Origin of the sequence: Klenkia taihuensis (genome assembly GCF_900112525.1) — a bacterium.
GTDB classification, from domain to species: Bacteria; Actinomycetota; Actinomycetes; order Mycobacteriales; family Geodermatophilaceae; genus Klenkia; species Klenkia taihuensis.
In genome coordinates, this window is sequence record NZ_FOMD01000002.1 from 343,704 (window position 1) to 361,492 (window position 17,789).

The 17,789-nt window shown below is 74.6% G+C and carries 21 protein-coding genes and 1 tRNA gene; 4 read left to right on the top strand and 18 right to left on the bottom strand.

Annotation, left to right across the window (positions count from 1 at the left end):
* Positions 1–12: 12 nt before the first annotated feature.
* The gene (locus tag BM158_RS09555; protein WP_091557196.1) at positions 13–774 is read right to left on the bottom strand and encodes a DeoR/GlpR family DNA-binding transcription regulator; all 762 of its coding nucleotides are present in this window, start codon (positions 772–774) and stop codon (positions 13–15) included.
* A gap of 119 nt (positions 775–893) precedes the next feature.
* On the opposite strand from BM158_RS09555, the gene BM158_RS09560 reads away from it, so the two are divergent.
* Positions 894–1,295 carry a DUF5313 family protein gene (locus BM158_RS09560; RefSeq protein WP_091557199.1) on the top strand — a complete coding sequence of 134 codons (402 nt, stop codon included), beginning with the start codon at positions 894–896 and terminating at the stop codon, positions 1,293–1,295.
* A gap of 3 nt (positions 1,296–1,298) precedes the next feature.
* Here BM158_RS09560 and BM158_RS09565 read toward each other — a convergent pair whose 3' ends face one another.
* Positions 1,299–1,505 (bottom strand): dodecin, encoded by a 207-nt coding sequence (locus BM158_RS09565; protein WP_091557202.1) that lies wholly within the window; start codon positions 1,503–1,505, stop codon positions 1,299–1,301.
* An 86-nt stretch (positions 1,506–1,591) separates the two neighbouring features.
* Positions 1,592–1,666, bottom strand: a tRNA-Thr gene (locus BM158_RS09570).
* A 136-nt stretch (positions 1,667–1,802) separates the two neighbouring features.
* Between BM158_RS09570 and BM158_RS09575 the strand changes: the two genes are divergently transcribed.
* Positions 1,803–3,167: a trypsin-like peptidase domain-containing protein gene (locus BM158_RS09575; RefSeq protein ID WP_229827724.1), complete on the top strand. Its 1,365-nt coding sequence runs from the start codon at positions 1,803–1,805 to the stop codon at positions 3,165–3,167.
* Between the two features lie 64 nt (positions 3,168–3,231).
* Positions 3,232–4,500 carry a DUF445 domain-containing protein gene (locus tag BM158_RS09580; RefSeq protein WP_229827723.1) on the top strand — a complete coding sequence of 423 codons (1,269 nt, stop codon included), beginning with the start codon at positions 3,232–3,234 and terminating at the stop codon, positions 4,498–4,500.
* On the opposite strand, the gene BM158_RS09585 is transcribed toward BM158_RS09580, so the two are convergent.
* Genes BM158_RS09585 through cysS form a run of 3 tightly spaced genes read right to left on the bottom strand, consistent with a single transcriptional unit; the run spans position 4,501 to position 7,260 of the window.
* A complete protein-coding gene (locus tag BM158_RS09585) occupies positions 4,501–4,869 on the bottom strand; it encodes a cupin domain-containing protein (protein ID WP_091557204.1) in 369 nt (122 codons plus the stop codon).
* The gene (rlmB, locus tag BM158_RS09590) at positions 4,869–5,831 is read right to left on the bottom strand and encodes a 23S rRNA (guanosine(2251)-2'-O)-methyltransferase RlmB (protein WP_091557207.1); all 963 of its coding nucleotides are present in this window, start codon (positions 5,829–5,831) and stop codon (positions 4,869–4,871) included. The genes BM158_RS09585 and rlmB overlap by 1 nt, the downstream gene beginning before the upstream one ends.
* A gap of 28 nt (positions 5,832–5,859) precedes the next feature.
* Positions 5,860–7,260 carry a cysteine--tRNA ligase gene (cysS, locus tag BM158_RS09595; protein WP_091557211.1) on the bottom strand — a complete coding sequence of 467 codons (1,401 nt, stop codon included), beginning with the start codon at positions 7,258–7,260 and terminating at the stop codon, positions 5,860–5,862.
* A gap of 73 nt (positions 7,261–7,333) precedes the next feature.
* Between cysS and BM158_RS09600 the strand changes: the two genes are divergently transcribed.
* A complete protein-coding gene (locus BM158_RS09600; protein WP_091557215.1) occupies positions 7,334–7,990 on the top strand; it encodes a 2-C-methyl-D-erythritol 4-phosphate cytidylyltransferase in 657 nt (218 codons plus the stop codon).
* Positions 7,991–7,993: 3 nt separating this feature from the next.
* Here the strand turns inward: BM158_RS09600 and BM158_RS09605 are convergent, their stop codons facing one another.
* From BM158_RS09605 to BM158_RS09660, 12 genes are all read right to left on the bottom strand, one after another.
* Complete coding sequence (locus BM158_RS09605) at positions 7,994–8,308, bottom strand: hypothetical protein (RefSeq protein ID WP_091557219.1); 315 nt, start codon at positions 8,306–8,308, stop codon at positions 7,994–7,996.
* A gap of 1 nt (position 8,309) precedes the next feature.
* Positions 8,310–9,062 carry an IspD/TarI family cytidylyltransferase gene (locus BM158_RS09610; protein WP_091557222.1) on the bottom strand — a complete coding sequence of 251 codons (753 nt, stop codon included), beginning with the start codon at positions 9,060–9,062 and terminating at the stop codon, positions 8,310–8,312.
* Positions 9,063–9,085: 23 nt separating this feature from the next.
* On the bottom strand, positions 9,086–10,417 hold the full coding sequence (locus BM158_RS09615; protein WP_091557225.1) for an NAD(P)H-dependent oxidoreductase: 1,332 nt from the start codon (positions 10,415–10,417) through the stop codon (positions 9,086–9,088).
* Positions 10,414–10,842 (bottom strand): PTS glucitol/sorbitol transporter subunit IIA, encoded by a 429-nt coding sequence (locus BM158_RS09620; RefSeq protein WP_091557228.1) that lies wholly within the window; start codon positions 10,840–10,842, stop codon positions 10,414–10,416. Before BM158_RS09620 ends, BM158_RS09615 begins: the two co-directional genes overlap by 4 nt.
* On the bottom strand, positions 10,839–11,210 hold the full coding sequence (locus BM158_RS09625) for a PTS glucitol/sorbitol transporter subunit IIB (RefSeq protein ID WP_091557232.1): 372 nt from the start codon (positions 11,208–11,210) through the stop codon (positions 10,839–10,841). The genes BM158_RS09620 and BM158_RS09625 overlap by 4 nt, the downstream gene beginning before the upstream one ends.
* A 38-nt stretch (positions 11,211–11,248) precedes the next feature.
* A complete protein-coding gene (locus BM158_RS09630) occupies positions 11,249–11,833 on the bottom strand; it encodes a PTS glucitol/sorbitol transporter subunit IIB (protein ID WP_109504841.1) in 585 nt (194 codons plus the stop codon).
* The gene (gene srlA, locus BM158_RS09635; RefSeq protein ID WP_091558652.1) at positions 11,830–12,432 is read right to left on the bottom strand and encodes a PTS glucitol/sorbitol transporter subunit IIC; all 603 of its coding nucleotides are present in this window, start codon (positions 12,430–12,432) and stop codon (positions 11,830–11,832) included. Before srlA ends, BM158_RS09630 begins: the two co-directional genes overlap by 4 nt.
* A gap of 124 nt (positions 12,433–12,556) precedes the next feature.
* Positions 12,557–13,003: a transcriptional regulator GutM gene (locus BM158_RS09640; protein WP_091557235.1), complete on the bottom strand. Its 447-nt coding sequence runs from the start codon at positions 13,001–13,003 to the stop codon at positions 12,557–12,559.
* Positions 13,000–14,013 carry a sugar-binding transcriptional regulator gene (locus BM158_RS09645; RefSeq protein WP_091557237.1) on the bottom strand — a complete coding sequence of 338 codons (1,014 nt, stop codon included), beginning with the start codon at positions 14,011–14,013 and terminating at the stop codon, positions 13,000–13,002. The genes BM158_RS09640 and BM158_RS09645 overlap by 4 nt, the downstream gene beginning before the upstream one ends.
* A 233-nt stretch (positions 14,014–14,246) precedes the next feature.
* Positions 14,247–15,560, bottom strand: coding sequence for a 2-oxo acid dehydrogenase subunit E2 (locus BM158_RS09650; protein ID WP_131802010.1), 1,314 nt, complete (start codon positions 15,558–15,560; stop codon positions 14,247–14,249).
* A gap of 3 nt (positions 15,561–15,563) precedes the next feature.
* Positions 15,564–16,589, bottom strand: a complete 1,026-nt coding sequence (locus BM158_RS09655) for an alpha-ketoacid dehydrogenase subunit beta (RefSeq protein ID WP_165628878.1) — start codon at positions 16,587–16,589, stop codon at positions 15,564–15,566.
* Positions 16,586–17,578, bottom strand: coding sequence for a thiamine pyrophosphate-dependent dehydrogenase E1 component subunit alpha (locus tag BM158_RS09660; protein ID WP_207506355.1), 993 nt, complete (start codon positions 17,576–17,578; stop codon positions 16,586–16,588). The genes BM158_RS09655 and BM158_RS09660 overlap by 4 nt, the downstream gene beginning before the upstream one ends.
* Between the last annotated feature and the right edge of the window lie 211 nt (positions 17,579–17,789).

Sequence of the window (17,789 nt, forward strand, 5' to 3'; positions counted from 1 at the left end):
CGGGCCGGCAGGTCAGACCCGCTGCACCCGCGGGCCGGCGTCGGCCAGCTCGGCCGCGGTGCGCTCGTCCAGGCCGGTGTCGGTGATCAGCAGGTCGACCGCGTCGAGCTCGGCGAAGCGGGCGAAGTGGTCGCGGCCGACCTTGGTGTGGTCGGCCAGCAGCACCACCCGGCGGGCGGCGGCGACCATCGCGGTCTTCACCGCCGCCTCGGCCGGGTCGGGGGTGGTGAGGCCGCGCTCGACCGAGACGCCGTTGGTGGCCAGGAACGCCAGGTCGACGTAGATGCCCGACAGCGCCGACAGCGCCCACGGGTCGACCGAGGCCAGCGTGCGGCCGCGCACCCGCCCGCCGAGCAGCAGCACGGTCAGGTTCGGGAAGGCGGCCAGCCGGCCGGCCAGCGACAGCGCGTTGGTGACGACGGTGAGCTCGCGGTCGGTGGGCATCAGGTCGCCCAGCCGCGCGGTGGTGGTGCCGGCGTCGATGAGCACCGCGCCCTCGTCGGGCAGCTCGGCGACCGCGGCCTTGGCGATCCGCTCCTTCTCGGCGGTGAGGACGACGTCGCGGGCGGCGACCGGCGGCTCGAAACCCAGCCGCTCCACCGGGATGGCCCCGCCGTGCACCCGGCGCAGCACCCCGACCCGCTCGAGGGCGGTGAGGTCCTTGCGGATGGTCTCCGGTGCGACGTCCAGCTCGACGGCCAGCTCGCTGACGTCGACCCGCCCGATCGCCCGGGCTGCCCGCAGGATGTGCTCCTGGCGTTCCTCCGCGTACACGTGCCCTCCCGGTCGAGCCGTCGGTGCAGTGCTTACGGGCCCGGACGGGCGCCGTCAAGCCTGAACGGGCCCTCCCAGCCAGCGGACAGGGCGCGGACAGCCGCCTATCGTCGGAGGACGTGGCTCCTCGGCGCACCCCCACCCCGGTGCAGTGGGTCTGGTACGCGCTGGGCGGCGGCCTGCCCCCGGCCTGCCGGGACTGGGTCCTGGCCGACACCACCGGCCCCGGCTGGGCGCGCCGGCACCTCACGCGGGCGCTGGTGCAGCTGACCCCGGTGCTGCTGGTGTGCCTGCTCGCCGTGCCGGTGCCCCTGGTCTACCGGCTCTCGGCGTGCGCGGGCGGGGTGCTGCTCGGCCTGCTGTTCTCCGCGGCCTACATGACCGAGACCAGCGAGCACCGGGCCGTGAAGGCGGGCTGGCCGCCGGGCACCACCCGCCGGGTCCGCGAGCAGCGGGCCGAGCGGGAGGCCCTGGAGCGCGGCGCCCGCTACCGGCAGGACGGCGCCGGCTCCTTCGACTAGGGGTCAGTCGACGCGGAAGCCGATCTTCATCGTCACCTGGAAGTGCTGGACCGCGCCGTCCTCGACGTGCCCGCGGATCTCCTGGGTCTGGAACCACTCGATGTTGCGGATGGTCTGCGCGGCCTTGGCCACCGCGGTGCGGATGGCGTCGTCGACGCTGGTCTCGCTGCTGCCGACGACCTCGGTCAGGCGGTACACGTGGTCGGTCACTGGGTCTCCCGGGTCCGGTGCCCGGGCTGGGTGCCGGGCCGCGACCGGACCCTCGCACGACCGGTGGCCACCCGCAGGGTGACCGGTGGAGCCCCGTGTCCGGATCGAACGGACGACCTTCCGCTTACAAGGCGGGTGCTCTACCACTGAGCTAACGAGGCCTGGTGACGACGAAGGCTACCCGGGGCCGGTGCGTCCAGAGACCTCACAGGCCACGTGCAGCGACGGGATAGCTCCCGAGCCGATGGTGGTCCCCGAGCGAGCGGAGAAGCCCTCGCGTCGTGGGGAGGAACCACCGTGACCGAGCAGCAGCGCCCCGGCGACCCGGCCGGGCAGGACGTGGACCGCTACCCGGGTGCGCCGGCGGGTCAGCCGTACCCCCCGGCCGGGCAGCACGTGCCCCCGCACCAGGGCTGGACCGGCCAGCAGCACCCGTACGCGGGCCAGCAGCACCCGTACGCGGGCCAGCAGCAGCCCTACGCCGGCCAGCAGCCCGCCGGCCAGCACTGGACCGGCACCCAGCAGGCCCCGCCGGTCCTCACCCCGGTCGGCGGCCCGGCGAAGCCGGCGCGCTCCCGCGGCTGGCGGATCGCCGTGGCCGGCCTCGCGGCCGGCGCACTGATCGGCGGCGGCGCCGGCGCCGGGGTGGCCACCCTGGTCGCCGACCACGGCGGCTCGACCACCACGGCGGCGGCGCAGAACGTCGTCATCACCGACCCGCAGGACGCCACGTCGGCCACCGCCGCGGCGGCCAAGGCCGCCCCCAGCGTGGTCACCGTCTACGTCACCAGCGGGCAGAGCGCGGGCTCCGGGTCGGGCGTGGTCCTGTCGGCCGACGGCTACGTGCTGACCAACAACCACGTGGTCAGCCTCGACAGCAGCACGAGCTCGGCGACCGTCCAGGTGACGACGTCGGACGGCACGCTCTACGACGCCACCGTGGTGGGCACGGACCCGACGTCGGACCTCGCGGTGATCAAGCTGGAGGACGCCTCCGGGCTGACCCCGGCCACCTTCGCCGACTCCGCCAAGGTCCAGGTCGGCGACCAGGCCGTCGCGATCGGCGCCCCGCTGGGGCTGTCCAACACCGTCACCACCGGCATCGTCAGCGCGCTGGACCGGGCCGTCTCCACCGGCTCGGACCAGAACACGACGGTCATCGACGCCATCCAGACCGACGCCGCGATCAACCCCGGCAACTCCGGCGGCGCGCTGGTGGACGCCGCCGGGGAGGTCATCGGGATCAACTCGGCGATCGCCTCGGTCGCCGACCGGAGCTCGCAGGAGCAGCAGAGCGGCAACATCGGGGTGGGCTTCGCCATCCCGTCGGACACCGCCCAGCGGGTCGCGCAGCAGATCATCCAGACCGGCAGCGCCACGCACGCCCTCCTCGGCGTCAGCGCGCAGACCGCCGCGCAGCAGGGCTCGGAGGTCGGCGAGGGCGCGAAGGTGGCCCAGGTCGCCGAGGGCGGCCCGGCCGCGCAGGCCGGCATCCAGGTCGGCGACGTGATCACCGCGGTGGGGAGCCGGGAGGTCACCACCTCGACCGACCTGACCGCCGCGGTGCGCAGCGCGACGCCCGGGGAGAAGGTCACGCTGACCGTGCGCCGGGGCAGCAGCACCGAGCAGGTCGACGTCACGCTGGGCACGGCCTCCAGCTGACCTGCACGCACCGGGGGCCGGGACCGCGACCGCGGTGCCGGCCCCCGCTGCATAGCCTGGGCCGGTGGCTCCCCCCGTCCCGCTGACCGGCGCGCTCGACGACCCGGCCCGCGCCCGCGACCTGCGCCGGATGAAGCTGCTGGCCACCGGGCTGTTCGTGGCGGCCGCGCTGGTCTACCTGGCCTGCGTCGTGTGGGGCGGTGACCGCACCTGGGTCGGCTACGTGGAGGCCACCGCCGAGGCGTCGATGGTCGGTGCGCTGGCCGACTGGTTCGCCGTCACCGCGCTGTTCCGGCACCCGCTACGGCTGCCCATCCCGCACACCGCGGTCATCCCGCGCAAGAAGGACCAGATCGGCACCAGCCTGGGCGCCTTCGTGCAGGAGAACTTCCTGACCGCCGCGGTCGTCGAGGAGCGGCTGGCGACCGTCGACGTCCCCGGCCGGATCGGGGGCTTCCTGGCCTCCCCGGGTCGCGCCCAGCGGCTGGCCGGGGACGCCGGGACCGCCGTCCGGGCGCTGTTCGACCTGCTGGACGACGACGTCGTGACCGACGCCGTGGGCGCCCTGGTCGACCGCAAGGCGCGGGAGACCCCGGCCGCGCCGGTGGTGGCCCGGGTGATCGAGGCCGTGGTCGACGGCGACAAGCACCAGGACGTGCTGTCGGCCGGGCTGACCGGGCTGGCCGCCTTCCTCCGGGACAACCGGGCGCTGTTCCGGGCGCAGCTGTCCGACGCCTCGCCGGTCTGGGTGCCCGACTGGGTGGACGACCGGGTCTTCGTGCGGGCCTTCGACGGCGTGCAGCGCTTCCTGGCCGAGGTCGGCGCCGACCCCCAGCACGAGCTCCGCCGCTCCTACGACGCCCGGCTGCGCGCCTACGTGCAGGCACTGCGCACCGACCCGGCGACGGCGGCCAAGGTCGAGGACTTCAAGGCCGACCTGCTCGACCACCCCGCGGTGCGCACCTGGTCGGCGGGCCTGTGGGGGACGGCGAAGTCGGCGCTGCTGGCCGCCGCCGACGACCCCGGCTCGGCGCTGCGGGCCCGCGTGCGCGACCTGCTGCTGCGGGCCGCCCGGGTGCTGCAGGAGGACGAGCAGGTGCGGGCCACCGTGCAGGCGCAGACCGTGCGCGCGGCCCGCTGGGCGGTGACCCGGTTCAGCGGGGACGCCGCCGAGCTGGTCAGCACCACCGTGGCGCGGTGGGACACCGAGGAGACCAGCCGGCGGATCGAGCTGCAGGTGGGCCGGGACCTGCAGTGGATCCGGGTCAACGGCACCGTCGTCGGCGGCCTGGCCGGCCTGGTGATCCACACCGTCGGCCAGCTGATCGGCTGATCAGCCCAGCGCGAACCCGGACCACTCGAAGCCGGGCGAGACCACGCAGCTGACCAGCACCTCGCCGGCGGTCGGCGCGGTGGCCTGCCGGACGCCGGCCGGGACCAGGGCCTGCGGGTGCGCGGCGTCGAGCTGCACCCGCTCCTCCCCCACGTGCAGCTCCAGCGCCCCCGGGCCGTGCCAGAGCCACAGCTCGTCGGCGTCCACGGTGTGCGGCGCCGAGCGCTCCCCCGGCGCGAGCAGGAACAGGATCGCGGTGGCCTGCGGGCGGCCGCCGTCCCCGGCCGGCCCGGTCCAGGTGCGCCGGAACCACCCGCCCTCCGGGTGCGGCGCGAGGTCCAGCCGCTGCGCCGTCGCCGGCCGGGTCATCAGCGGCGGGCGGAGGCCGCGGCGTAGAGGGCGATGGAGGCCGCGACGCTGACGTTGAGCGACTCGGTGTCCTTGGTCATCGGGATGCGGATGACGACGTCGCACCGCTCCCGCACCAGCCGGGACAGCCCCGCGCCCTCCGCGCCGACCACCAGCGCGACCGGGTCGGCGAACCCGTCGTAGGAGTGCAGGTCGACGTCGCCGTCGCCGGCCAGGCCGACGGTCTGCAGGCCGGCGTCCTGGTAGGAGGCCAGCGTGCGGGCCAGGTTGACCGCGCGCGCCACCCGCACCCGCGCGGCCGCGCCGGCGGAGGTGCGCCAGGCCGAGGCGGTCATGCCGACCGACCGGCGCTGCGGGACCACGACGCCGTGCGCGTCGAACGCGGCGGCCGACCGGACCACGGCACCCAGGTTGCGGGGGTCGGTGACGCCGTCGAGGGCCACCACCAGCGGGGGCCGCCCGGCATCGCGCGCCACGTCGAGCAGGTCGTCGGGGTGCGCGTAGTCGTAGGGCGGGACCATCAGGCCGATGCCCTGGTGCAGGGCGCCGTCGCTCATCCGGTCGAACTCGGCGCGGCCGACCTCCAGCAGCGGCAGGCCGCGGTCGCCGGCCAGCTGCACGGCCTCGGCGATCCGCTCGTCGGTGCCGCCGCGGCTGCCGTCGCCGGTGACCACGTAGAGGGCCTGCGCCGGGATGGCGGCGCGCAGCGCCTCCACGACCGGGTTGCGGCCCAGCAGCAGCTCGGGCTGCTCCTCGTTGCGCTTCTGCACCCGTGCCCGGTTGTCGCGGCGGGCGGCGGCGGCCTTGGCCTTCTTGAACGCCGGGTGGTAGGGCCGGTCCTCGGCCTTGGGGGTGTTGCCGCGCCCGGCCAGGCCGCGGCGCTTGTGCCCGCCGGTGCCGGTGGTGGCGCCCTTCTTGCCCGCCCCGGTGGTGCGGCCTCGTCGCTGGCTGTTGCCTGCCATCAGTTCTCTCTCCGTGCTGCTGTCCGGCTCACCGGGAGAGCTCCCAGCGGGGGCCGGACGGGGTGTCCTCGACGACGACGCCGAGGGTGGTCAGCTGGTCGCGGATCGCGTCCGCGGCGGCGTAGTCCTTGCGGGCCCGGGCGGCGGCGCGCTGCTCGAGCGCCAGCCGCACCAGCCCGTCGGTGGCGGTGGCGAGCCGGTCGTCGGCGGCACCGTCGGCCCACTGCGGGTCCAGCGGGTCCAGGCCGAGCACGCCGAGCATGGCCCGGACCGCGCCGAGCTCGGCGGCCACCGCCGCGTCGTCGCCGGCGGCCAGCGCGGTGTTGCCGGCGCGGGCGTGCTCGTGCGCGACGGCGACCGCGGCCGGCGTCCCCAGGTCGTCGTCGAGCGCGGCGACGAAGGCGTCGGGCAGCCGGCCGCCCTCGACCGCCCCGACCCGCTCGGCGGCGCGGCGGACGAAGGACTCCAGCCGACGGTAGGCCGCCCCGGCCTCCTCGAGCGCGGCGTCGGTGAACTCGACGGTCGACCGGTAGTGCGGGGCGACCAGGTAGTAGCGCAGCTCGACCGGGCGGACCCGGGTGACGACGTCGTCGACCAGGGCGGTGTTGCCCATCGACTTGCTCATCTTCTCCCCGCCCAGGGTGACCCAGCCGTTGTGCAGCCAGTAGCGGGTGAACGGGTCGCCGGCCGCGCGGGACTGCGCCTGCTCGTTCTCGTGGTGCGGGAAGCGCAGGTCCAGGCCGCCGCCGTGGATGTCGAACTCCTCGCCCAGGTACTTGTGCGCCATGGCCGAGCACTCCAGGTGCCAGCCCGGACGGCCCCGCCCCCACGGGGTGTCCCAGGACGCCGTCGCCGGGTCGGTGGGCTTGTGCGCCTTCCACAGCGCGAAGTCGCGGGGGTCGCGCTTGAGGTCGTCGGTGTCGGCGTCGCCGGCGGGCTGCAGGTCCTCGACCTTCTGCCCGGTCAGCTCGCCGTAGGCCGGCCAGGAGCGGACGTCGAAGTACACGTCGCCGCCGGCGGCGTAGGCGTGCCCGCGCTCGACCAGCCGGCCGATCATCTCCACCATCTCGGGCACGTGGCCGGTGGCGCGCGGCTCGTAGGTGGGCGGCAGCGTGCCCAGCACCTGGTAGGCGCGGGTGCAGGCCAGCTCGTTGCGGTAGGCCCAGTCCCACCACTCGACGCCGTTCGCGGCGGCCTTGGCGAGGATCTTGTCGTCGACGTCGGTGACGTTGCGGACGAAGGTGACGTCCAGGCCCTGCGCGGTCAGCCAGCGGCGCAGCACGTCGAAGGCCAGCGCGGCGCGGACGTGCCCGATGTGCGGGGGCCCCTGGACGGTCAGCCCGCAGACGTACATCGACACCCGGCCGGCCCGCAGGGGCACGAAGTCGCGCACGGCGTGCGCGGCGGAGTCGTACAGCCGGAGGTCCACCGACGGGAGTCTACGGATCCCCGGGCCGACGCCGGTCCCGGTGCGCGTGCGCAGGCTCAGTAACGTGAGGGGGATGCCCACGACCGGCGCCCCGGCGCCCTCCCGCGGCCCCGCCCGGGCCACCGGCCTGCTCGGCCTGGTCGTGGAGAACCCGGCGGCCGTCCCCGGGCTGCGGCTGCAGGACCGGCCGCTGCCGGCGCACGGGGTGGACACCCTGCGGGCGGTGGCCACCGTGCAGGTGCGGGTGCTCGGCCGCGGGCAGGGCGGTGCGCTCGGCCTGCACCCCGGGGAGCACTGGCGGTCGCTGGCCACCGACGGCCTGGTGCTGCACGACGCGCTGTGCCCGCTGCTGCCGGCGTCGGCGGTGCGGGAGGCGGTGCAGCTGCTCGCCGCGGCCGGGCCGAGGGGGGTGGTGGTCGGCGTCCGGCCGGTCACCGACACGGTCAAGGAGGTCGTCGACGGCGCCGTGGTGGGCACCGTCGACCGCGACGCGCTCAGCGCGCTGGCCTCGCCGGTCGTCGTCGGCCCCGCGCTGCTGGACGCCCTCGCCGCGGAGCTGCCGACGGCCGGTCAGCTGGCCGACCTGGTCGCGGTGCTCGACGCGCTCGAGGGGCTGGGCACGGTGGTGCCCCTCGAGGTGCCCTCGGCCGGGCGCCGGCTCACCGACGCCGACGACGTCGTCCTCATGGAGTGCCTGCACGGCCTGCGCGGCCGGCTGCGCGAGCGCTGAGGCTCAGCGGCCGCGGATCAGCGTGCCGAGCTCGGCGAGCAGCTTGCCGGGCTGGCGGAGCAGGGCGCCGGGCAGCTCGCGGGCGAAGCGCAGCGGGTCGCGGCGGGCCCGGCGCGCCATCCGGACCGGCTTGCTGGTCACCCGGTGCTCGAGGTCGTGCAGGTAGCCGGTCAGCATCGAGCGGGGCACGACCTCGACGACGTGCCCGCACGCGGTGCAGGTCGTGGTGGCCAGCAGCCGGCCCACGTGCCGCAGCTCGTGCTCGGCGGTGCGACCGCACGCGGTGCAGGTCAGGTCGGCGTACTCCGGCTCCTCCACGTCAGCTCCCCCCTGCCGCCCCGGGCCCGAGCCGGCGCACGTCGAACGACGACCGGGCGAGCAGCGCCTCGGCGAGGAACAGGTCCTCGGCGTAGGTGATCTTGATGTTGGTCGAGCTGCCCGGCACGTTGCAGATGCGCACCTGCGGGGCGAAGCGCTCGATGCTGGCCGCGGTGTCCGAGCCCTCGAACCCGGCGTCGGCGGCGGCCCGGTAGGCGGCCACCAACTCGCGGGCGGTGAAGCCCTGCGGGGTCTGCACGCCGACGGCCTCCCCCGCGCGGACGGCGAGCCCGTCGCGGTGCAGCAGGCCGGGCTGGCGGCGTCCGGGGACGGCGCCGCCGTGCTCGCGGGCGGCCGCGGCGACGTCCCGGAACAGGCCGGGACCGCTCAGCGGGCGCGCGGCGTCGTGGATCAGCACCACGTCCACCTCCCCCTGCTCGATCGACGGCAGCAGCTCCTGCACCGCGGCCCACTCCGAGGCGTGCCGGCTGGCTCCCCCGACGACGACGCGGACGTCGCGGCGCGGGGCCTCGCGGGCGAGCACGGTGCGCGCGGCCTCCACCTCGTCGGCCCGCACGACCAGCACCACCGGGCCGATGCCGGGGTCGTGCGCGGTGGCGTCCAGCGTCCAGACGAACACCCGCCGGCCGGCCAGCGGCAGGAACACCTTGTTGGTGCGGTGCCCCGTGCGGGACCCGGTCCCCGCCGCGAGCAGCACGAGGGCTGCCCGCGGCGGGGTCTGCTCACCGGTCACCCGGTCAGCGTAGGTGCGCGGTCTCAGGCCGGGACGCCGCCCAGCGCGGCGACCAGGTCGGCCTCGGACGGCGCGGTGCCGGCCGGGGTCGCGTCCTGCAGCTTGCGCAGCGCCACGATGACCGAGTCCGACGCCAGCTCCACGTCGTCGTAGGTCAGGTACTCCCCGGCCGGGACGTCGCGGACCAGGCGCGCGTGGGCGATGACGCCCAGCGGCACCCGGTTGCCGGCGGCGAAGTCGCCGGCGTCCTCGATCAGGCCGTGCACGTGCGCGCCGCCGACGCCCTCGAGCACGGTGCCCGCGGCCAGGTCGGACTTGGCGACCGCGCCGACCTCGGCGGTCCAGAACTCCGAGGTCAGGCTGGCCCGGCGGTCCACGACCATCTCGGCGACGGTGAGCGGCGCCTCGACGCTGGCCAGGTGGTAGGGGCGGTACAGGGCGAAGTACGGCCCCGTGCCCATCTGCAGGTAGGACAGCTCGTGGTTGACGTAGGGGTCGTCGGTGCGGACGACGACGAACACGCCGGGCGCGACCGGGCCGGTGCAGTAGTCCACGACGCCGGCCTTCTCCAGCACGCCGCCGTCCTCGACCAGGGCGAAGGTGTCCTGCAGGGTCGGGACGGTCGACGCCGGGCCGTGCATGCCGCGGGTGGAGACGCCCAGGCCCGTGGTGTTGGCCAGCGCGGCCATCTCGATCATGGCCTTGGAGCCGTCGACGAAGCTGCAGAGCATCTTCGGGTTCATGCCCTTGCGCTGCGCCTCCTCGGTCAGCGAGGCGGGCGTGGCCGAGGGGTCGAGCGGGTTGTTCTTGCCCTTGCCCGCCATGACGACCTCCATCGAGAGGTCGCGGGCGTAGTCGACGAGGATCTTGCACTCGACGGGCTCGTCGCCGCGGCAGATCGAGTAGATCGCGCCGGTGGACTGCGCCAGGTCGTGCAGCAGGCGGCCGATGGTCACGTCGGACTCGACGTTGAGGGTGGCGATGTCCTTGCCGGCGAGCAGGCAGCGGACGGCGACCTGGGCGCCGATCTCGGGCACGCCGGTGGCCTCGACGACGACGTCGACGGGCAGGTCGGTGAGCATCGAGAGGTCGTCGAGCGCGACCGCGCCGCCGCCCTCGATGACCCGGGTGACCTCGTCGAGGTCGTGGCTGACGACGGGCTGCTGGCCGGTCCCGACCAGGGCCTCCGACGCGCGCTCGGCGACGACGTCGACGACGGCGGCGACGTGCACGCCGGTCATGCGGTGGGCCTGGGCGGCGAAGCCGCGGCCCATCTGGCCGGCGCCGACCAGGGCGACGCGGACCGGGCGGCCGCGCTCGGCCTCCAGGGCGGCGAGCCGGGAGCTGTAGCTCATGAGGCGTCCTCGGGGGTGGCGACCGGACCGGCCGGTCGCAGGATGCGGAAGGTGTCGCCCGGCTGCGGGAGCACGAGCGAGCCGACGGGCAGGTTGCAGTCACCGGGCATGTCTGCCTCGCCTGAGCCGTTGGCCTTGAAGTCGATGTGGCCGAGGTTGACCAGGTTGGCCTCGACCACCGCGCCGACGGCGAGCACGGGGATGCGGGTGCCCCCCAGCTCGACGACGTCGCCGGGGCGGGGGCCGGCGCTGGCCACCGTCGGTTCGTGCAGGGCGGAGAAGTCATGCAGCTCGGCCGGGGAGTCGGCGCCGAAGAGGACCAGGATGCCGTGGTCCCCGACGAACATGCCGACCTGCTCCCCGACCTCGGTGACGGTGGAGGAGTAGAGGACCTGCTCCTCCACCGTCACCTCGGGGGCGGTCACTTCTCGACCACGTCCCCGACACCGACACCGGAGACGAAGATGTCCTCCTTGATGAAGGAGGCCAGCGGGCCCGACGGCGACGTGGCGTGCACGTCGACGGTCATGACCTTCTTCATCGGGTAGACGCCGACGCGGGCGGTGCCGCCGCAGTCGATGACGGCCACGGCGATCTTGTCGAACGGAGCGGAGCTCTTGAAGCCGTCGAAGGCCTCGCCCCCGGTCAGCTCGGCGATCTTGGCGGCCACGGGGTGGATGCCACCGCCGGTGACGCTGTAGATCAGCGGCTTGTCCGCGGTCGGGGTGATGGTGAGGGGACCACCCCAGCCGCCGCGCCCCGCGCTGATGGTGACGGACTTGTAGTCGGACATCTCGTGCTCCTCTTCGTTGCTGGTGGTGCGGTGGTGGGTCAGTTGGACGAGTACAGCCCGAAGCTGGCGAAGTAGGCCAGCACGACCGCGATGGGACCGGTGACCAGGCGGCTGAACAGCACCGCCGGGACCCCTGCCTCGACGGTCTCCGGCTCGGCCTCCCCGAGGGCCAGGCCCACGGGGATGAAGTCGCAGCCGACCTGGGGGTTGATGGCGAACAGGGCCGGGAGGGCGTACTGCGGCGGGATGTCGCCGGCACCGATGCGGGTGCCGAGCAGGACGCCGACGACCTGCGCGATGACCGCGCCGGGGCCGAGCACCGGCGACAGCACCGGGATGGCGCAGAAGATGCAGATGATCAGCAGGCCGACGAGGCTCGACGCCAGGGGGGCGATGAACCGGGCCAGGAAGTCGCCCAGGCCGGTGTAGGTGACGATCCCGACGATGACCGAGACGAAGGCCATGAACGGGATGATGTTGCGGATGACGGTGTCGATGGTGTCGCGGCCGGCCTGGTAGAGGACGCCGACGACGCCGCCGACGGCCTTGCCGACCTTGACCAGGGCGCCGCTGGCCTTGCTGGCCGCGCCGGACTTCGGCTTCTCGGTGGTCGCGGTGCTCACGCCAGGGCTCCTTCGTTGCGGGTGTTGCGGGCCAGCAGACGGGCGGTGATGAGCTCGGTGACGACGCCGCGGATGAGGATCACGACGAGGCCGACGAGCAGGAAGCGGACGGCGAGGTCGCCCAGGCCGAAGCCGAGCTGGGTGATGCCGACGGCGATGCCGGCGTAGACGAAGTACTCACCCGGGTTGGCGTGCGGGAACAGGCCGAGGATCGGGTGCACGAAGCTGACCGAGGAGTCGTAGAAGGCGGGCTTGTACTTCTCGGGCAGGAAGCGGCCCATCGTGTAGCACATGGGGTTGGTCAGGAAGAAGACCGAGAGCACCGGGAGCACCAGGTAGCGCACCGGGTACCACTGGATGCCCGGGCGGGCGGCCATCTCGCCGAACCGCTCGATGCGCTGGACGCCGATGGCGCGGACCAGGGCGTTGACCGCGGTCAGCAGGACGATGAGCAGCGGGATGATGCCGGTGAGCAGGCCGACGAAGTTCTCGGCGCCGGCCTGGAAGAGGCCGATGAACCACTCGGCGGCGTGGGCGAGGACACCGAAGAAGCCGGTGGGGTCCTCAGCCTGGGGTGCGTCTGCAGCCAGGACGTGCATGGCGTGCATCCCTCCTCGGGGTCTGACGGGGGTGGGTGGGGTGGATCAGGGCACGGCGGGGAGACCGGTCCCGTGGTGCGGTGGGTCGGCCGAGCGGTGGAGCGGGGGGTGGGCCCCCGGCGGGTCACGCCGGGGAGGCGGCCCCTGCGGTGCTGGGTGCGGCCGTCGTCCCGGGGGTGCTGGTGGCTCCGGGGCGGGTGGCCAGGGCGGTCCGGAGCAGGCCGGCCGCCTGACGAGCGGCATCGCGCTCGGGCTGGGTGAGGCCCTCGAGGGGCCGGTCGCCGGCGACCACCGCCAGCCGCACGCCGACGAGGGCGGGCAGCGGGGCGGGCCGGGCGAAGGTGGTGAAACCGCGGAGGGTGAAGGCGCCGGTGACGCGCCCGTCGGCGACGGCGACCGCGACGAAGGCCAGCCCGCCGCGGTAGCGACGGCCGCCGCGTCCGACGGCGGTGGCGCCGAGGGGGCGCAGCCGGCGCAGCTCCTGCGCCCAGGCGGTGGTCTGCTTGGCGGTCAGCCACAGCTGCAGGACGGTCCCCAGGACGACGGGGACCAGCAGGATCGCCCAGTTCATCGCGGTGCCTCGCTCTCGTCGGTGTCGGGTGTGCGGTCGGTGCCGGGTGTGCGGTCGGTGTCGCGGGCCAGGGCCAGGACGGCGCGGGCCAGGCTCTCGTCGCACACCAGGACGTCGACCAGGCGGCCGCGCAGGGCGCCCAGGACGCCGGCGGCCTTGACCCGGCCGCAGGCGACGCCGACGACGGTGGGGATGGCGGCGAGGTCGGAGAGGGTCACGGCGAGCACGCGCTCGTGGACGGCGCCGAGGACCGGGTTGCCCTCGGCGTCGAAGTAGCGGGCGGCGATGTCGCCGACGGGGGCGGCCTTGCGCAGCTGCGAGGCCTCCTCGGCGTCCAGCGCCAGCGCGGTGAGGATCGCCGCGGACGAGCCGTGGGCCGGCGTGCCGATGCCGACGAAGGCGATGTCGGCGCGGCGGGCCTCGGCCAGGGCCTGCTCGACGCTGGCCTCCTCGGCGAGGGCGTCGCGGGCGGCGGCGGTGGTCAGCGTGGCCGGGGCGTGCAGGTAGCGGTAGGTGGCGCCCAGCCGGGAGGCGAGCTCGCGGACCAGCTCGTGGCCGGAGACCTCGTTCTCCACGGCGGACAGGCCGCCGACGAGCTGGACCAGCTTGACCGCGTAGTCGTGCTCGGCGGTGGTGTGCCAGACCATCGACTGCAGGGCGCTCCCCCACGACAGCGCCACGGTCATGCCGTCGCGCAGCTCGTCGAGCAGCAGCCGGCCGGCCTGGACGCCGACCTGCTGGTCGGCGTCGCCGACGGCGGTGCGCTGGGCGACGCGGACGGCGCGCAGGCCGAAGCGGGTGCGCAGGGCGTCCTCGAGCTCGCGGTCGCGGCCGGCCGGGTCGTTGACCCGGATCTCGACGACACCCTGCTCGACGGCGGATGCGAGCATGCGGGAGACGTTGCTGCGGCTGGTGCCCAGCCGCTGGGCCACCTCGGCCTGCGACTGGTTCTCCAGGTAGTACAGCCGGGCCGCGGCCACCAGGAGCTCCAGGTCTCGGGGAGCAGGCATCGTCACCTCCGTCCATCGCGTCTGCACTGTTGTGCACGTTGTTGCGCGAGGCACAGTGGCATGTGACAGCGCTCACCCGCAAGTACTCGTCGCACTTTTTCTCAGATTCGTTGCACATCTGTGCACATGGACCCCACGGTCCGGGAACGACGGAGCCCCGGTCCGCAGCGGCGCTGCCGCGGACCGGGGCGGGCCCTCCCGGGACGTCGTCGGCCCGGGAGGGGGTTCGGGGGTCAGGCCAGGTCGTCGGCCATGAGGGCCAGCAACCGGGCACCGTCGGCGCCGTCGCCGACCCGGTGGTCGACGGTCAGGCCCGCGGTGACCACCAGCGCGGTGCCGATGCCGCCGGGGACGGCGACCGGGCGGCGGCTGATCGACCCCAGGGCGAGCACGCTGCCCTGCGGCGGGGTGATCAGGGCCTGGAACCGGTCGACGCCGAGGCCGCCCAGGTTGGACAGGCTGGCGTTGGCCACCCCCTGGTGCGCGGCGTCGACCTTGCCGGTGCGGGCCGCCTTGGCCACCGCGCGCAGGTCCTCGTCGAGCTTGCGCGGGTTCTGGCTCTCCGGCCCGGTGAAGGTCGGCACCATGAGCCCCTCCGGGGTGTCCACCGCCAGGGCCACGACCGGCCCACCCGTGGGCACGGCGGCCTCGCCGTCCCAGCGGTCGAGAAGCCGGGGCACCTGCAGCAGCGCGCGGGCGTAGGACTGCAGCAGGACCGTGGTCCAGGACAGCCCGTCGCGGTGCTGGTCGGCGGTGTCGAGCACCAGGTCGCGCCAGACCGTGAACTGCGGGATGGCCGCGCTCTCGGTCATCTTGCGGGCCACCGCGCGGCGCACGGCCGCGACCTTGGCGCTGACCTGCCCGGCGGCCGGAGCCGCCGTGGCCACGGGGGCCGGGGCGGGTGCCGGGGCGGGGACCGGCGCGGGAGCGGGCGCCGCGGCCGGCTGGGCCTGCGCGGCGGCACGCTTGCGCTGCGGCGGGGTCAGCGCCCTGGCCGGCGCCGGGGCGGAGGCCACGGGTTGCGCCGCGGCGTCGACCGCACCCTGCACGTCGGCGATCGAGACCACCCCGCCGGGGCCGGTCGGCGTGATCGACCGCAGGTCCACGCCGGCCGCCGACGCCATCGCCCGGGCCCTGGGCACCGCGGCGACCGGTCCGGAGCTCGCCGGCCCCGCGCCGGCGGGTGCGGCCACGGGGGCCGGCTCGGGCTCGGGGGTGGGCGCGTCGGCGCCGTCGGAGCCGAGCTCGTCGCCGGCGGCGGCGGGCTCGCTGGTGTCGCCGAAGTCCAGCAGGTCGGTGAAGGAGTCGCCGTCGGCCTCGATCCAGCCGATCGGCTCCCCGACCGGGACGATGCCCGACTCGTGGACGATCTCCACCAGCGTGCCGGTGGCCGGGCTCTCGACCTCCATGTCCACCTTGTCGGTGAGCACCTCGCAGATGACGTCGCCGGAGGCGATCTCGTCGCCGACGCCGATCGCCCAGTGGGACAGCTCGCCCTCGGTCATCGTCATCGACATCTTGGGCATGCGGACGGGCACACGCGCCACGGCTCAGGCCTCCTGGGTGGCGAGGGTGCGGGCGGCGGAGACGATGTCGTCCAGCTGCGGGACCATCGCCGACTCCAGCGCCGGGGCGTAGGGCATGGGGGCGTCCAGCCCGCACAGCCGCTTGATCGGCGCCTCGAGGCTGTAGATCGCCGACGAGCCGGCGATGCGGGCGGCGATCTCGCCCATGTAGCCGACGTGGCCGGGGGCCTCCTGCACCAGCAGCACGCGGCCGGTGCGGCGGACGGCGTCCAGGATCGGCGCCTCGTCCAGCGGGGTCAGGGTGACCGGGTCGACGACGGTGGCCTCGATGCCCTCGGCGGCCAGCCGCTCGGCGGCCTCCAGGCTGCGGCCCACCATCACGCCGGTGGCCACGATGGTCAGGTCGGCGCCCTCGCGGCGGGTGACGGTCCTCCCCAGCGGCACGCGGTCGGCGCCGGCGGGGACGACGCCCTTGGTCCGGTAGAGCAGCTTGTGCTCGAGGAAGACGACCGGGTTGGGGTCGTCGATGGCGGCCAGCAGCAGGCCCTTGACCTCGGACACGGTGCTGGGCATGACCACCTTGAGGCCGGGCACGTGGGCGAACCACGCCTCCAGGCTCTGCGAGTGCTGCGCCGCGGCGCCGGTGCCCGAGCCCAGCGGGGTGCGCAGCACCATCGGCACCGACACCGCCCCGCCGAGCATGAAGTGGATCTTGGCGGCCTGGTTGACGATCTGGTCCATCGCCTGGCAGGTGAAGTCGGAGAACTGGATCTCCACGATCGGCCGCATGCCGGCCAGCGCGGCGCCGACGGCGGCACCGACGATGCCGAGCTCGGAGATGGGGGTGTCGCGCACCCGCTCCTTGCCGAACCGGTGCACGAGGTCGCCGCTGACGCCGAAGGCACCGCCGTAGACACCGACGTCCTCGCCGAGCATGAACACACGGTCGTCGGCGGCCATGGCCTCGGCGAGGCCTTCGCGGATCGCCTCGGAGTAGGTCATCTCGCCGCGCTCGGTCTCGGCGGCGGCGTTCTCGGCGATGGCGGTCATCGGGTCACGTCCTGGGTGTCGGCGGGGGCGAAGACGGCGTCGAGCAGGTCGCCGGGGTCGGCGTCGACCCCGGAGTTGGCCTCGCGGACGGCGGCCTTGACGGCCTCGGTGGCCTCGTCGCGGGCGGCCGCGACGTCCTCGGCGGTCAGCAGACCGGACTCCGTCACCTTCGTCTCGAAGGCCAGGATTGGGTCGCGCTCCCGCCACTCCGCGATCTCCTCGCGGGTGCGGTAGAGGTTCTTGTCGCTCTTGCTGTGGCCCTTCCAGCGGTAGGTCTCGGCCTCGATGAGGGTCGGGCCGCCGCCGTTGCGGGCGCGGTCGACGGCCTCGGCGGCCGCGGCGTGCACCGCGTCGAGGTCGTTGCCGTCGACGGTGACGCCGGGCATGCCGTAGGCGGCCGCGCGCTCGGCCACGTGCGGCACGGCCATCGAGAACTCGGTGGAGAAGCTCATGCCGTACTTGTTGTTCTCGCAGACGAAGACCACCGGCAGGTCCCAGATCGCGGCCAGGTTCAGGCCCTCGTGGAAGGCGCCCTCGTTGGTCGCGCCGTCGCCGAAGAAGCTCGCGACCACGCGGTCCTCGCCGCGCATCTTGTAGGCCAGCGCCGCGCCGGCGGCGATCGGGATGCCGCCGCCGACGATGCCGTTGGCCCCGAGGTTGCCGGTGGCGACGTCGGCGATGTGCATCGAGCCGCCGCGGCCGCGGCAGTAGCCGCTCTCCTTGGCCAACAGCTCGGCCATCATCCGGGTCAGGTCGGCACCCTGGGCGATGCAGTGGCCGTGGCCGCGGTGGGTGCTGGTGATGGCGTCGCGCTCCCGGAGGGCCAGGCAGACACCGGTCGCGCTGGCCTCCTGGCCGATCGACAGGTGCATGGTGCCGTGCATCAGGCCGCGGGCGAACAGGTCGTCCACGGCCTCCTCGAAGCGGCGGATCTTCCACATGGTGGCCAGCGAGGTGCGGGCGGTCACGGGGTCGGCGGACGGCGCCACGGGACGTCCGTCCTGGACAGGCGGCTGGTGCGCGATGGCAGTGATGACGAGCTCCCTGGTCTGCACGTTTGTGACGACGGTCTTCACGTCTGCTCACGGCAATGTAGGGGCGCCCGAGGTGTGACGCAAGACCCTCTCCTGATCGCCAACGACGACAGATCCATTGCGCACAACATGTGCTTGACGCCACACCTGCGCTGGCTCAACCTCT